13 protein-coding genes, 1 tRNA gene and 1 pseudogene are annotated in these 12,450 nt (G+C 60.1%); 7 read left to right on the forward strand and 8 right to left on the reverse strand.

Going from position 1 to position 12,450, the window contains the following annotated elements; all coding sequences use genetic code 11:
• Nucleotides 1-222 (reverse strand): hypothetical protein (locus BM70_RS33780; protein ID WP_371262194.1); only part of this gene is annotated, 222 nt, incomplete at its 3' end.
• 198 nt (nucleotides 223-420) lie between these two features.
• Nucleotides 421-963, reverse strand: a pseudogene (gene mobV, locus BM70_RS33785) (MobV family relaxase); the annotation flags it as partial.
• Nucleotides 964-1,235: 272 nt separating this feature from the next.
• On the opposite strand from mobV, the gene BM70_RS0130060 reads away from it, so the two are divergent.
• Entirely contained in the window at nucleotides 1,236-1,496 is a 261-nt protein-coding gene (locus tag BM70_RS0130060; protein WP_025859452.1) for an AlpA family transcriptional regulator, read from the forward strand.
• A gap of 209 nt (nucleotides 1,497-1,705) precedes the next feature.
• On the opposite strand, the gene BM70_RS0130065 is transcribed toward BM70_RS0130060, so the two are convergent.
• The 6 genes from BM70_RS0130065 to BM70_RS0130090 all read right to left on the reverse strand — a co-directional run bounded on the left by BM70_RS0130065 (nucleotide 1,706) and on the right by BM70_RS0130090 (nucleotide 7,258).
• Nucleotides 1,706-1,957: a hypothetical protein gene (locus BM70_RS0130065; protein WP_025859453.1), complete on the reverse strand. Its 252-nt coding sequence runs from the start codon at nucleotides 1,955-1,957 to the stop codon at nucleotides 1,706-1,708.
• A gap of 2 nt (nucleotides 1,958-1,959) precedes the next feature.
• Nucleotides 1,960-2,835 (reverse strand): hypothetical protein, encoded by an 876-nt coding sequence (locus BM70_RS0130070; protein WP_155952219.1) that lies wholly within the window; start codon nucleotides 2,833-2,835, stop codon nucleotides 1,960-1,962.
• Nucleotides 2,836-3,535: 700 nt separating this feature from the next.
• Nucleotides 3,536-3,611 (reverse strand) — tRNA-Phe (locus BM70_RS0130075).
• Nucleotides 3,612-3,714: 103 nt separating this feature from the next.
• Nucleotides 3,715-3,987 (reverse strand): oxidative damage protection protein, encoded by a 273-nt coding sequence (locus BM70_RS0130080; protein WP_025859455.1) that lies wholly within the window; start codon nucleotides 3,985-3,987, stop codon nucleotides 3,715-3,717.
• Nucleotides 3,984-5,051 carry an A/G-specific adenine glycosylase gene (gene mutY, locus BM70_RS0130085; protein WP_025859456.1) on the reverse strand — a complete coding sequence of 356 codons (1,068 nt, stop codon included), beginning with the start codon at nucleotides 5,049-5,051 and terminating at the stop codon, nucleotides 3,984-3,986. Before mutY ends, BM70_RS0130080 begins: the two co-directional genes overlap by 4 nt.
• The gene (locus BM70_RS0130090; protein WP_025859457.1) at nucleotides 5,048-7,258 is read right to left on the reverse strand and encodes an AsmA family protein; all 2,211 of its coding nucleotides are present in this window, start codon (nucleotides 7,256-7,258) and stop codon (nucleotides 5,048-5,050) included. Before BM70_RS0130090 ends, mutY begins: the two co-directional genes overlap by 4 nt.
• A 325-nt stretch (nucleotides 7,259-7,583) precedes the next feature.
• Here BM70_RS0130090 and BM70_RS0130095 point away from each other — a divergent pair, with 325 nt between their 5' ends.
• The 6 genes from BM70_RS0130095 to hisF form a co-directional block, all read left to right on the forward strand.
• Entirely contained in the window at nucleotides 7,584-9,245 is a 1,662-nt protein-coding gene (locus tag BM70_RS0130095) for an OFA family MFS transporter (protein WP_025859458.1), read from the forward strand.
• Between the two features lie 321 nt (nucleotides 9,246-9,566).
• Complete coding sequence (gene hisB / locus BM70_RS0130100) at nucleotides 9,567-10,160, forward strand: imidazoleglycerol-phosphate dehydratase HisB (protein ID WP_017849940.1); 594 nt, start codon at nucleotides 9,567-9,569, stop codon at nucleotides 10,158-10,160.
• On the forward strand, nucleotides 10,160-10,798 hold the full coding sequence (hisH, locus tag BM70_RS0130105) for an imidazole glycerol phosphate synthase subunit HisH (RefSeq protein ID WP_016979116.1): 639 nt from the start codon (nucleotides 10,160-10,162) through the stop codon (nucleotides 10,796-10,798). The genes hisB and hisH overlap by 1 nt, the downstream gene beginning before the upstream one ends.
• Entirely contained in the window at nucleotides 10,799-11,056 is a 258-nt protein-coding gene (locus BM70_RS0130110; RefSeq protein WP_025859459.1) for a DUF2164 domain-containing protein, read from the forward strand.
• 39 nt (nucleotides 11,057-11,095) lie between these two features.
• Entirely contained in the window at nucleotides 11,096-11,833 is a 738-nt protein-coding gene (gene hisA / locus BM70_RS0130115; RefSeq protein WP_025859460.1) for a 1-(5-phosphoribosyl)-5-[(5-phosphoribosylamino)methylideneamino]imidazole-4-carboxamide isomerase, read from the forward strand.
• A gap of 9 nt (nucleotides 11,834-11,842) precedes the next feature.
• Nucleotides 11,843-12,450: imidazole glycerol phosphate synthase subunit HisF (hisF, locus tag BM70_RS0130120; RefSeq protein ID WP_025859461.1), on the forward strand; the 608-nt coding region annotated here is incomplete at its 3' end.

Genomic DNA, 12,450 nt, shown 5'->3' on the forward strand with positions numbered 1-12,450 from the left:
CTTTATGTTATTGATATTCAGCGCTGGATCTATGTTAGCAACTCGAAGCTTTCGCATCAGATCTTCTAGCCGCTCCCCGATGCGGTTTGCACGGTCTCTTTCCTGAGTGGCTCTATGAGCTGCCAACTCTAATGCCCGATCAACCTCCGCGAGTTGATCAATTCTTTTTTCGAGCAGAATCTCCCGTTCCTCAAGGCTCTGTTGAGCGTTTTCGAACTGCATCCTCTGCCGCACCAGGGCAGCGTCCCTATTCTGCAAACTCGCTGTCGCCTTATTTTGGAGCTTGGCCTGTGTTATAGACGCGCTGGCCCGAGCCAGTAGATCCGCATAACTCCGTGTGTGTATACCCACGGCGGCTGCCGCTAGGTCTGATCTGGCAATACTTGGTTCGACTGCAACGAGGGCCTGGTAATACTGGGAAACCTTCTGGTGCGGTGCCTTGGCCCCCTCAATGCCACGAGAAAGTGCGAAAGGCTTCCCACACCAATGATGGAAGTCGGTTTGCATCTTACGCAGCTTGGCGGGGCCTCCGAGGAAGTCGCGGGCGGACAAACGCCCGTCACGTGTCAGAGGTGTGACGTAAGCAACGAGGTGTGGGGTTCTCTCGTCCAGGTGCACCTCGGCGCACACGATGTTTGCTGACCCATGACGCGCCTTGAGCCATGCCAAGGCTCGATCAAAGTAACCGCCGGTGTCAGGCATCGCCCCGCCATGTCTAGCAAACGCCTCAGGGCTTGCTGTGATCAAATATTCGATGCAGATCACCGCTCCCTTTCGTCGCTTTTGCGGAAGCCTGGCCAAGACTGCGCGACCCAGCTCGACGGCGCTTGTTGCACCAGCCATATGCATGCTGGGGGTGCCATCGGAATTCGGCGTTGGCATCTCTCGGAATGTGTGCCTCCCTGATCCCAGTACCCCTGTAATCGCTTTGAGCTTTTTTGTTCTTAGTATTGCGTATGGCATACCGGGCCCTGTGCTGACGGTCTTTATCTTCAGCCTGCGGGTGGAGCAAAGATCAGCGCAAGTCACCCCAAGCCTTCAGCTTGTGTACTCACTACACAAAGCACGCTTTGTTGTTCGCCACGTGCCGTGGAAGGTCATTGGAGCAGATGCGCGCGTCTGTGGCCGGCTATCAGGCTTCACGGTCTTCTGATGCCAATGCGGAGCATCCTTGTCAGCGGCCCGGTGTTGGCACCGATTGCCATCATTCAGACATTCGATATATGGAGAAAACGATGAGCAACGTATCCGATGAGCAACCAATCGAATTCATCCGCTTGCGGGAAGTGAAAAGACTCACTGGCCTCAGTACAGCCACCATTTACCGCATGGCAGTCAGCGAGACTTTCCCGAAACAGGTGAAACTCGGAACAAAGGCGGTGGCGTGGATCAAATCCGAGGTGCTGGATTGGAGCCGTGAGCAAGTCAACCGCTCCCGTAGGCATGGTCTGCCTCCTGCTCCTAATGATCAGCAACCGATGAGCAACCAAGGCTAGTTAGCGTTGGAGTGCGCGACCTTTGGGCTTCTGCGGTTGGAATTGCTGCGGAAACTGTGGGATTAGCAACCAACGGTCGTTGAACGCTCGTTGACGCTGTGTTGCAACGAACTTGCATCGCCGTTACATGAAACGTTACTGCTTCGTTACAACTGGCTGCAGGAAGCAAAAGACCCGCATCAGCGGGTCTTCTTTTCTGCGTCATCAGGTTACTTTTTCAACTCAGCGATCTTTTGGCGCTCTTCCAAAGCCTTTCGCTCCAGGTAAAGGGACAAGAGCCCCTGACCGTTTGATTGACCAGCGTGGCTTCGCAAAAGCACCAGGTTGAACAATGGGGCGAGCACTAGCAGCACAACCAAAGCAATCTGCCACCCTCCACTCGGCATCCCTTCTTCGCTGATTAGGAATACCACCACCCCGATCAGGGCCAGATTCAAAACGATACCGAGCAGTCGCATCATGGCTATTTTTTCCCTGTGAGAAGTCCTTTCATGAACGCAGCAGCGTCCTCCGGCTCTTCATCCCCAACCGTTATATCCCACAGGTAAGTGCCTTGCCTGGTGAGCGGTTTGACCGGGATGCCTAGCAGGTAGCCAGTTGCCGTTACAGCAGATTTGACCACTTGCCCTGGGTCTTTGTCACCACTTGCTACGCCAGCGACGGCAGAGGTTAGCTGGCGGCCTGCATTGATCGCCTGCCATGCAGGTGACAACGACCCTGCGTGACCGCTCAGTGCGGAGCCGATAGTGTCCCGAATGACCGGAAAGCCAGAGACACCGAAACCCAGTGTGCTTTTCGCCATCCAGGCTGCGGTGTTCTCGTCCTCTTCTGGGCCCTTACCCGTCAGCAGATCGCCGATGACTCCCTGAAAGAACGCCAACGCCAGCATTGAAGCTGCGGCACTGGCGACAGTTCTTGTCCCTTGGCGAGCCTCAAAGGCCAGGTCTCGGTTCTGGTTGTAGTAGGCGCTGAACGGTGTGTAGAACATCGTCAGCAAGCGCATTGCGGCGCCCTGGTCTTTGCGTTGGATTGCCGCGATGTCCATGGCTCCGGTGCCGCCTTGGGATTGCCGTACAGCCTTGTCACCATCCAACACTGCGGCGGTGCTTTCCTTGCCTGCTGCAACACCTTCACGGTAAGCCGCTAGCCAAATCGCACCCGAAATACCTCGGAAGAACGCATTGCGGCCGATGAGGGCGCTCATGTTGGATTGCAGTCGGCCGTCTTCCATGTCCCAGCGTAGGCGCATCGCAGGAGAAGCCTCGGTGATCATCCGGTAGGTATCAACCGGCGACCGCACGCCTTCAAGCAGGGCCGTAGCGAGTTCACGAGGCTTCACGTACAGCAGGCCAGGTATAAGTCCAGCTGCCTGGGCCAGTAGGGTTGTTGTCGAAAGCCCTAGTCCTACGATGGACGTGTTTGTCCGTGCCGTGTCGAGGAACTGGTTGAAGTTGCCAGTCTCCGGAGGGTTTCGGTCATTAGCGATGGCCCTCAACCAGGGCAGGAATGCATCAGCTCCGCGTGGGCCAAGCTTATTGATGAGCACAGCCCGGACGTAGGGATCCTGCGTAAGGCGGTGGGCGTCCTGCAACGCTTCCCGGTGGGTCAGGTCGTGGACATGCTGGGCCAGGCGCTGGGGGATGGCGCTGAGGTCGAGCAGTAGTGGCCCTGACACGCTCTCGTTACGCTGGTTGGTGAATCCGTTACCCGGTAGCGCTCCTTCGAACCCTTCACCGAACAGCTCGCCGCCGACTGCCGCTGGCGGTGCGCCTGCACGCTTGCGGTCATAGATGATTGGGAAGTAGCCACCGCGGTATTCACCGAAGGCGGTTGTGATTGGTTGCAGGCCGCACCAGGCGGGCGTTCTGCCGGCGTGGTGTGAGTAGATTTCTAGACCGAACTGGATCTACTCACGAATCTACTCACATCTGTTTGGGCTTACAAGGGAACGGTGGGGAACCATGGAAAGCAAAAAGCCCGCACGAGGCGGGCTTCTTGTGTGCTTCCGGGTGTGCTTGGCATCACCTGGAAACGAAAGGTGGTGCCCAGAGACGGAATCGAACCGCCGACACGGGGATTTTCAATCCCCTGCTCTACCGACTGAGCTATCTGGGCAACGGGGCGCATTAAACGGGTTTTTCAGGGGGTCGTCAAGCAAGTTTTCAAAAAATATTTAATTATTACCGTCGCTTACGTGCCGACCCCGATTCTTGATCAATTATTGAGCAGGCGGCACGTAGCCGTCGGCCTTGGCGTATTCCTCACCGGAAAAGAACTTGTCCATCTCGCCCGCCAGGTATTTACGATCTTCGGCGTTCATCATGTTCAGGCGCTTTTCGTTGATCAGCAGGGTCTGGTGTTTCAGCCAGTCGCCCCAAGCCTGGGCAGAGATATGTTCGAAAATGTCCTGGCCCTTGGCGCCTGGATACGGAGGGCGTTCCAGGCCTGGCAATTCTTCTTTGTACTTGCGGCACATTACGGTGCGGGTCATGACGACACTCCTGCATTCAATACATCGGCCGCGCGCTTCAGCAGTTTCTTCACCGGGGCGGCAAGGCCCAGGCGCGGCGGGGTGGCGAGGTTATACCAGAGCCAGTCGGCCTCGGCCACGTGATGGGCGGATTCTTCGACCTGGACCAGCCAGGGTTCGATGGCGAGCTGGAAGTGGCTGAAGGTGTGGATCAACCCCGGCAGTTCCTGTTGCTTGCCCAGTTGCAGCGCGTGCTGGTTGGCCAGGTGTTCCAGGTCTTGCAGGTCGTCCAGTTCCGGCAGGCTCCACAGGCCGCCCCATAGGCCGGTGGAGGGGCGACGGTAAAGCAGGATCGCGCCCTCGGCATTGGCCAGCAGTGGCATCAGCGTGCGCTTCTGCGGGATGGTCTTGCGCGGCTTGGGGATCGGGTAGCGCGTCTCCAGGCCGAGCATGTGCGCTTCGCAGTCTTTTTCCAGCGGGCACAGCAGGCAGCTGGGTTTGCTGCGGGTGCAGAGGGTGGCGCCCATGTCCATCATCGCCTGGGTGTAGGCATTGACGCGATCATGGGGCGTGAAGCGTTCTGCGGTGGCCCACAACTGCTTGGCCACTTTGGGTTCGCCGGGGTAGCCCTCTTGGGCGGTAAAGCGTGCCAGCACGCGCTTGACGTTGCCGTCGAGGATCGGCGCGCGCAGGCCCATGCTCAGGCTGGCGATCGCACCGGCGGTGGACAGGCCGATGCCGGGCAGCTCGGTGAGCTTCTCGACATCCTTGGGAAATTCGCCACCGTACTCGGCCACGATAATCTTCGCGGTCTTTTGCAGGTTGCGCGCCCGGGTGTAGTAACCCAGGCCGGTCCACAGGTGCAGCACTTCATCTTCCGGCGCGGCAGCCAAGGCTTCGACTGTCGGCAGCGAGGCCATGAAACGGTCGAAGTAATTGAGCACGGTGCTCACCTGGGTCTGCTGCAGCATGATCTCCGAGACCCACACCCGATAAGGCGTGATGCCCTGTTGCCAGGGCAGGTCATGGCGGCCGTGGCGGTCGTACCAGTCGAGCACCGCCGTTGAAAACTGCTCGTTTCTCATCGCTTGAACAGGCCCTTCAATGCATCTTTCAACTGCGGATTAACCTTGTCGAGTTTCTCTTCCAGCTTGTCGCTGAGCTTGTTGCCGGCGGCCTTGATGGCGACCTGGGTCAAGCCGTCCTTGTCCAGGCGGCACGCCTTGGCGCCCAGTTCCAGCGGGCCACGGCAGCGCAGCGGCACTTCGATGCCCTGGAAGTTGGCGCCCACCTGGCAGGCGGGGTCCGGCGTTTCGCGCTGGTCGCCTTCGACAATGATGCCGACGCGGTAGTCCATGCCCAATACGCGCAGGTCGACGTCACCGTTACCGTTGACCGTCAGGCCCGGGATGCGCACTTTCAGGTCAGGGTTGCTGGCGACACCGTTGCGGAAGGTCAGGTTGCCTTTCAACTCCTGGAACGGCGTGTCCTTGCCTTGCGGCGTGCTGCTCAAGGTCTTGCGGTTGAGCAGGGCGATGCCGGTGCACAGTTGTTGCTCAAGGTTGGCGTTGAGCAGCACGCCGTTGTTGATCACAAAACTGGCGGTGCCGTTGAGGCTGTCGATCAGGGCTTTCTGGCTGTTGCCGCGACCCGTGAGGTTGCTGTCGAGGGTGATCTGGCCTTTCACCGGCGGGTTTTGCCCCTGGGCTTGCAGGATGCGTTCGACCGGCACCTGCCTGATACGGCTCTGCAGCGCCAGCACGGGAATGTCCTGGCGTACATCGAGTGTGCCGTTGGCCTGGAAACTGCCGTTGTAGAGACCGCCGCTCAAGGTGTCGAGCTTGAGTTGGCCGTCGAGGCCGGACGCTTTGAGCGCGGCATTCTGGATCGGCAATTTGCTTAAGGTCAGTTGACCAAACGCGAGGTCGGCGTCCACATCCAGCGTGCGCAGGCGGGTCAATGGCAACAGTTTGTCAGTGCTCCAGGCGCCTTTGGTCGGTGCGTCTGGCAAAGGCGTGGTGCCGCCCGCGGCCATGGCGCCGGCTTCGCTGTTCTGCACTTCGGCCTGGCGTGCGGCGGCTGCGCCCTTGGCGGACTCGGACTTGGCTGGCAGGTAATTGTCGGCATTGAAGGTGTCGCCCTTGAGCTGGACGCGCAGGGATTGCTTGGCGAAATCCTCCACGGCGACGCGACCGGTGAACGTGCTGCCGTCGAGTTTCAGGTTCAGGTCTTCCAGGGCCACGCTGCTCGGCGTGCCCTTGAGGCGGCTGACCAGCTCGACCTTGCTCAGGCTGCCTTCGGCCATCGGCGGCAGTGGGTGGCCGACGCTGTCGAGGAATTTGGCCAGGTCGAACTGGGCGATGGACAGGGCGCCGCTGAGCTGCGGGGTCTTGTCCAGGTCGTTGACCTTCAGTTCGCCCAAGGCGCGCAACTGGTTGGCTGACAGTTTCATGTTGGTCCATTCGGCGATGTTCGCCGCCTGGTCCACCAGCAATTGGCCCTGGGTGGAGAAGGTCACGGTCTTGCCTTGCAGCGGCTCGCCCGTGGCTTCGCCGGTGATCTTCATGTCTTCAAGCTGATAACGCTTGAGCGCACGCTGGATGCGCAGGTTGCCATTCAGCTCGGTCTTGACGCGCATCACCGGCTGGTTGCTGCCGAAGAAGGCGGTGAGTTTCACCGGGATGCTGGCGCCTTCGTGCACCGCACCAGCGCTCAATTGAATGCTTTCGGCGCTGAACTGCTTGCCGGTCTGCTCATCGTTGTATTCAACGCGGGCGTTGTTGATGGTCAGGCTGTCGATGTCCAGGCGGATGGGTTTTGCCGGCTTTTCCGGTTCGGATTCGGCAGGTTGCTCGACCGAAGCCGGGCTGGTGGCGCTCGCCTCGGTCACGTTCTTGCCGATGTCTTCCCAGTTGCCGTGACCTTGCTTGTCGCGGTTGAGGCGCAGGTTCAGGCCTTCGACACGCACGTCGCTCATCTGCACTTCGCGGCGCAGCAGCGGCAGTACGCGCACGGACAGGCCGAGCATCTGCAGGTCGGCGAAAGGTTGGGTCGGGGTGGTCAGGGTCGCCACGCTGGCTTCGTGCAGTTCCAGGCCGAGCCACGGGAACAGGCTCCAGCCGATATCGCCATTGAGTGTCAGCTCGATGTGGGCCTTGTCGCGGGCAATCTGGCGGATCTCGTCTTTATAGTCGTTGGGATCGAAGAGGTGAGTCAGGGCAAAACCCAGAGCCACAATGATCAGCAACAGCCCGAGAAGTACCAGACCCAGGATTTTGCCGAACGCTTTCATGGGCGAGTCCTTGTATGTCGATTTCAAAATTTAGCCGCAGAGTATAACGCCCGACGGCCTGCGTCAGTGCCCCGATCGTTACATTGTATCCAGGGCGGCGAAACGGGTTTCTGGCGTCAAACAAAACAGATTTCCTGAAAAAGGTGATATCAGTTTGGTTTTTCTGTCATCCACAGGTGCTAATCTGCGCAGGTTCGTCTGCCTTCTGCGACACAACGTCGCGCTTAAAAGGAGCTTTACTCAACAACAACGGCCAACGCTCTGCGTGCAAGGCCGAGGGAGAGAGCGCCTGACGGACACATACTAACAACTGGGGGAAACACCAATGAGCACTAGCACTGCGGCGGGTTCGACTGCTGCACAGCCTGCGTTCCTGTCCAAGGAACGCATTATCGCCAAGCCCGGCTTCAACCGCTGGCTGGTTCCGCCGGCCGCCCTGGCCATCCACCTGTGCATCGGCATGGCCTACGGCTTCTCGGTGTTCTGGCTGCCACTGTCCAAGGCGCTGGGTATCACCAAACCGCTCGCCTGTGCACCGGACATGGGCTTCATTGCCCAAATCTTCTCGTCCCAATGCGACTGGCCCATCTCCATGCTGGGCTGGATCTACACCCTGTTCTTCATCTTCCTGGGCTGCTCGGCAGCGATCTGGGGCGGCTGGCTGGAACATGCCGGGCCGCGCAAGGCTGGCGTTGTGTCGGCACTGTGCTGGTGTGGCGGCCTGCTGATCTCGGCGTTGGGTATCTATACCCACCAGATCTGGCTGATGTGGATCGGCTCCGGGGTCATTGGTGGTATCGGCCTGGGCCTGGGCTATATCTCGCCCGTATCGACGCTGATCAAGTGGTTCCCGGACAAGCGCGGCATGGCCACCGGTATGGCGATCATGGGCTTTGGCGGCGGCGCGATGGTCGGTGCTCCCCTGGCCGCAGCGCTGATGGGCCACTTCGCCACGCCAACCAGCGTGGGCGTATGGCAGAGCTTCGTGGTGATGGCGGTCATCTACTTTGTGTTCATGATCGGCGGTGCACTGCTGTACCGCGTTCCACCGACCGGCTGGAAGCCTGAGGGCTGGACCGCACCGGCAAAAAAAGCCAGCAACGCGATGATCACCCACCGTCACGTCCACGTGAATGTGGCGTGGAAAACCCCGCAATTCCGCCTGGTATGGCTGGTGCTGTGCCTGAACGTATCCGCCGGTATCGGCATCCTCGGCATGGCTTCGCCACTGCTGCAGGAAGTGTTCGGCGGCAAGTTGCTGGGTGTTGATGTACCGTTCGGTCAACTGGACGCCGGTCAACTGGCCTCCATCGCGGCCATCGCAGCCGGTTTCACCGGTCTGTTGAGCCTGTTCAACATCGGTGGCCGCTTCTTCTGGGCGTCGTTCTCCGACTACCTGGGCCGTAAAAACACCTACTTCGTGTTCTTCGCCCTGGGCTTTGCCCTGTACGCGCTGATCCCGAACCTGGGTCACCTGGGCAACGTGGCGCTGTTTGTGGCGGCGTTCTGCATCATCCTGTCGATGTACGGCGGTGGTTTTGCGACCGTTCCGGCCTACCTGGCCGACCTGTTCGGTACCCAGATGGTCGGCGCGATCCACGGTCGCCTGCTGACGGCCTGGGCGGCGGCGGGTGTACTGGGCCCGGTGCTGGTGAACTACCTGCGTGAGTATCAGCTGAGCATCGGCGTTGAACGTGCCGCTGCCTATGACATCACCTTGTACATCCTCGCTGGCCTGCTGGTGCTGGGTTTCCTCTGCAACCTGCTGGTGCGCCCGGTGGCCGACAAGTACTTCATGACCGACGCCGAACTGGCCGCCGAACAGGCGCTGGGCCATGACAAAGGCGCCGATGCCACCACTTCCCTGGAGTGGAAAGCCGCTTCCGGCACCGTGCCATTGGCTATCGCCGCCTGGCTGGTGGTGGGTATTCCGTTGGCGTGGGGTGTGTGGGTGACCCTGCAGAAGACGGCGGTACTGTTCCACTAACACCAGGCATCCCTTTGGGATTGCTGCGGTGAAGGGGCTTCTGTGGTGAGCGGGCTTGCCCCGCGCTGGGCTGTGTAGCAGCCCCAAAAGCAGCCAGTGCGCTCGACATGAACGAACGCGATGGTCTCATTGGGGCTGCTACGCAGCCCAGCGCGGGGCAAGCCCGCTCACTACAACAAGCCGGCTTTGGTTGTATGCACATGTCTATCCCCGACATTCCTCGCTTCAACTCGTCAGTCTTATCCCCTCCGATGTTTCTGTTTAGCGCCCGCGCCCCTATAATGGCTGCCTTTTTCGCCCAATGATTTTGCGGAGCTGGTGATGGCCGAACGTAAGGCGTCCGTCGAGCGCGACACTCTGGAAACCCAGATCAAAGCCTCGATCAACCTGGATGGCACCGGAAAGGCCCGATTTGATATCGGTGTACCTTTTCTTGAGCACATGCTGGACCAGATCGCCCGTCACGGGCTGATCGACCTGGATATCGTCAGCAAGGGCGACCTGCATATCGACGACCACCACACGGTGGAAGACGTCGGTATCACCTTGGGCCAGGCATTCGCCAAGGCCATCGGCGACAAAAAAGGCATCCGTCGCTACGGCCACGCCTATGTCCCGCTGGACGAAGCGCTGTCGCGCGTGGTCATCGACTTCTCCGGCCGCCCAGGCCTGCAGATGCACGTGCCCTACACCCGCGCCACTGTCGGCGGCTTCGATGTCGACCTGTTCCAGGAATTTTTCCAGGGTTTCGTCAACCACGCACTTGTCAGTCTGCACATCGACAACCTGCGCGGCACCAACACCCACCACCAGATCGAAACCGTGTTCAAGGCATTCGGCCGCGCCCTGCGCATGGCTGTGGAGCTGGATGAGCGCATGGCCGGGCAAATGCCATCGACCAAGGGCGTCCTGTAATGCAGACGGTCGCGGTTATCGATTACGGCATGGGTAACCTGCACTCGGTGGCCAAGGCCCTCGAGCACGTAGGGGCCGGCAAGGTGCTGATCACCAGCGATGCCAGCGTGATTCGCGAAGCCGACCGGGTGGTGTTTCCGGGCGTTGGCGCGATTCGCGACTGCATGGCCGAGATCCGCCGCCTGGGCTTCGACAGCCTGGTGCGCGAAGTCAGCCAGGATCGCCCGTTCCTCGGCATCTGCGTGGGCATGCAAGCCTTGCTCGACAGCAGTGAAGAGAACGATGGCGTCGACTGCATCGGCCTGTTCCCAGGCCAGGTGAAGTTCTTCGGCAAAGACCTGCACGAAGACGGTGAACACCTGAAAGTCCCGCACATGGGCTGGAACGAAGTCCGCCAGACCGTGGATCATCCGCTGTGGCACGAAGTGCCGGACATGGCGCGTTTCTACTTCGTGCACAGCTACTACATCGCCGCCGGTAAACCGGGCCAGGTGGTCGGTGGCGGGCATTACGGCGTCGATTTCGCTGCCGCGCTGGCTGAAGGCTCGCGGTTTGCCGTGCAGTTCCATCCGGAGAAGAGCCATACCCATGGCCTGCAACTGCTGCAGAACTTCGCCGCCTGGGACGGGCGCTGGTAAATGACCAGGAAGCCGAAGCCGCCGATCTTGAACCTCACGCCCGAGCAGGAGAGTGAGGCTACCCTCAAGATCAAGCGCTTCATGGAAGATCGCTTCGAGCTCAAGCTGGGTTCATTCGAGGTCGCCGAGATTCTCGAACTGTTCACCACCGAAGTGGCTCCGCATTATTACAACAGGGCGATTTTCGACACGCAGACGCTCCTTAAAGAAAGGTTCGAAAGCATCGAAAGCGACCTGTGGTCGCTTGAGAAACCCTGATTCCCCAAGCATTGCTGAATATCGAATAAGGTTTGCCAGATGCTGATTATCCCCGCTATCGATCTCAAGGACGGCGCTTGTGTACGCCTGCGCCAAGGCCGCATGGAAGACTCCACCGTGTTCTCCGATGACCCGGTGAGCATGGCTGCCAAATGGGTGGAAGGGGGCTGCCGTCGTCTGCATCTGGTGGACTTGAACGGCGCCTTCGAAGGCCAGCCGGTCAACGGTGAAGTGGTCACCGCCATCGCCAAGCGCTACCCGAACCTGCCGATCCAGATCGGCGGCGGTATCCGCTCACTGGAAACCATCGAGCATTACGTCAAGGCCGGCGTGAGCTACGTGATCATCGGCACCAAGGCCGTGAAAGACCCGGCGTTCGTCGCCGAAGCCTGCCGCGCGTTCCCTGGCAAAGTGATCGTGGGCCTGGATGCCAAGGATGGTTTCGTCGCCACCGACGGTTGGGCCGAGATCAGCACCGTTCAAGTGATCGACCTGGCCAAGCAGTTCGAAGCCGACGGCGTCTGCGCCATCGTTTATACCGACATCGCCAAAGACGGCATGATGCAAGGCTGCAACGTGCCATTCACCGCTGCGCTGGCTGCGGCCACGAAGATTCCGGTGATCGCCTCCGGTGGTATCCACAACCTGGGCGACATCAAGTCGCTGCTGGACGCCAAGGCCCCTGGCATCATCGGCGCCATCACCGGTCGTGCGATCTACGAAGGTACCCTGGACGTTGCCGAAGCCCAGGCTTACTGCGATGCCTACAACGGCTGAGGACTGACCATGGCGCTGGCCAAACGCATCATCCCTTGCCTGGACGTCGACAACGGTCGCGTGGTCAAGGGCGTCAAGTTCGAGAACATCCGTGACGCCGGCGACCCGGTGGAGATCGCCCGTCGCTACGATGAGCAAGGTGCCGACGAGATTACCTTTCTCGACATCACCGCCAGCGTCGACGGCCGTGACACCACGCTGCATACCGTCGAGCGCATGGCCAGCCAGGTATTCATCCCGCTGACCGTGGGCGGTGGCGTGCGCACCGTGCAAGACATCCGCAACCTGCTCAATGCCGGCGCGGACAAGGTCTCGATCAATACGGCCGCCGTGTTCAACCCGGAGTTTGTCGGCGAAGCCGCGCAGCACTTCGGTTCGCAATGCATCGTGGTCGCCATCGACGCCAAGAAAGTCTCCGGCCCGGGCGAAACCCCGCGCTGGGAGATCTTCACCCACGGCGGGCGCAAGCCTACCGGCCTGGACGCGGTGGAGTGGGCAATGAAGATGGAAGGCCTGGGTGCCGGTGAAATCCTGCTGACCAGCATGGACCAGGACGGCATGAAAAACGGTTTCGACCTGGGTGTGACCCGCGCCATCAGCGACGCACTGGGCATCCC

Source organism: Pseudomonas sp. CHM02 (assembly GCF_000612585.1).
Classification (GTDB): Bacteria; Pseudomonadota; Gammaproteobacteria; order Pseudomonadales; family Pseudomonadaceae; genus Aquipseudomonas.

Bases quoted from the DNA above. Each gene is read 5' to 3' on its own strand.
- BM70_RS0130060 (WP_025859452.1), top strand. From the start codon at position 1,236: ATGAGCAACGTATCCGATGAGCAACCAATCGAATTCATCCGCTTGCGG.
- BM70_RS0130065 (WP_025859453.1), bottom strand. From the start codon at position 1,957: ATGATGCGACTGCTCGGTATCGTTTTGAATCTGGCCCTGATCGGGGTG.
- BM70_RS0130080 (WP_025859455.1), bottom strand. From the start codon at position 3,987: ATGACCCGCACCGTAATGTGCCGCAAGTACAAAGAAGAATTGCCAGGC.
- mutY (WP_025859456.1), bottom strand. From the start codon at position 5,051: ATGAGAAACGAGCAGTTTTCAACGGCGGTGCTCGACTGGTACGACCGC.
- BM70_RS0130090 (WP_025859457.1), bottom strand. From the start codon at position 7,258: ATGAAAGCGTTCGGCAAAATCCTGGGTCTGGTACTTCTCGGGCTGTTG.
- BM70_RS0130095 (WP_025859458.1), top strand. From the start codon at position 7,584: ATGAGCACTAGCACTGCGGCGGGTTCGACTGCTGCACAGCCTGCGTTC.
- hisB (WP_017849940.1), top strand. From the start codon at position 9,567: ATGGCCGAACGTAAGGCGTCCGTCGAGCGCGACACTCTGGAAACCCAG.
- hisH (WP_016979116.1), top strand. From the start codon at position 10,160: ATGCAGACGGTCGCGGTTATCGATTACGGCATGGGTAACCTGCACTCG.
- BM70_RS0130110 (WP_025859459.1), top strand. From the start codon at position 10,799: ATGACCAGGAAGCCGAAGCCGCCGATCTTGAACCTCACGCCCGAGCAG.
- hisA (WP_025859460.1), top strand. From the start codon at position 11,096: ATGCTGATTATCCCCGCTATCGATCTCAAGGACGGCGCTTGTGTACGC.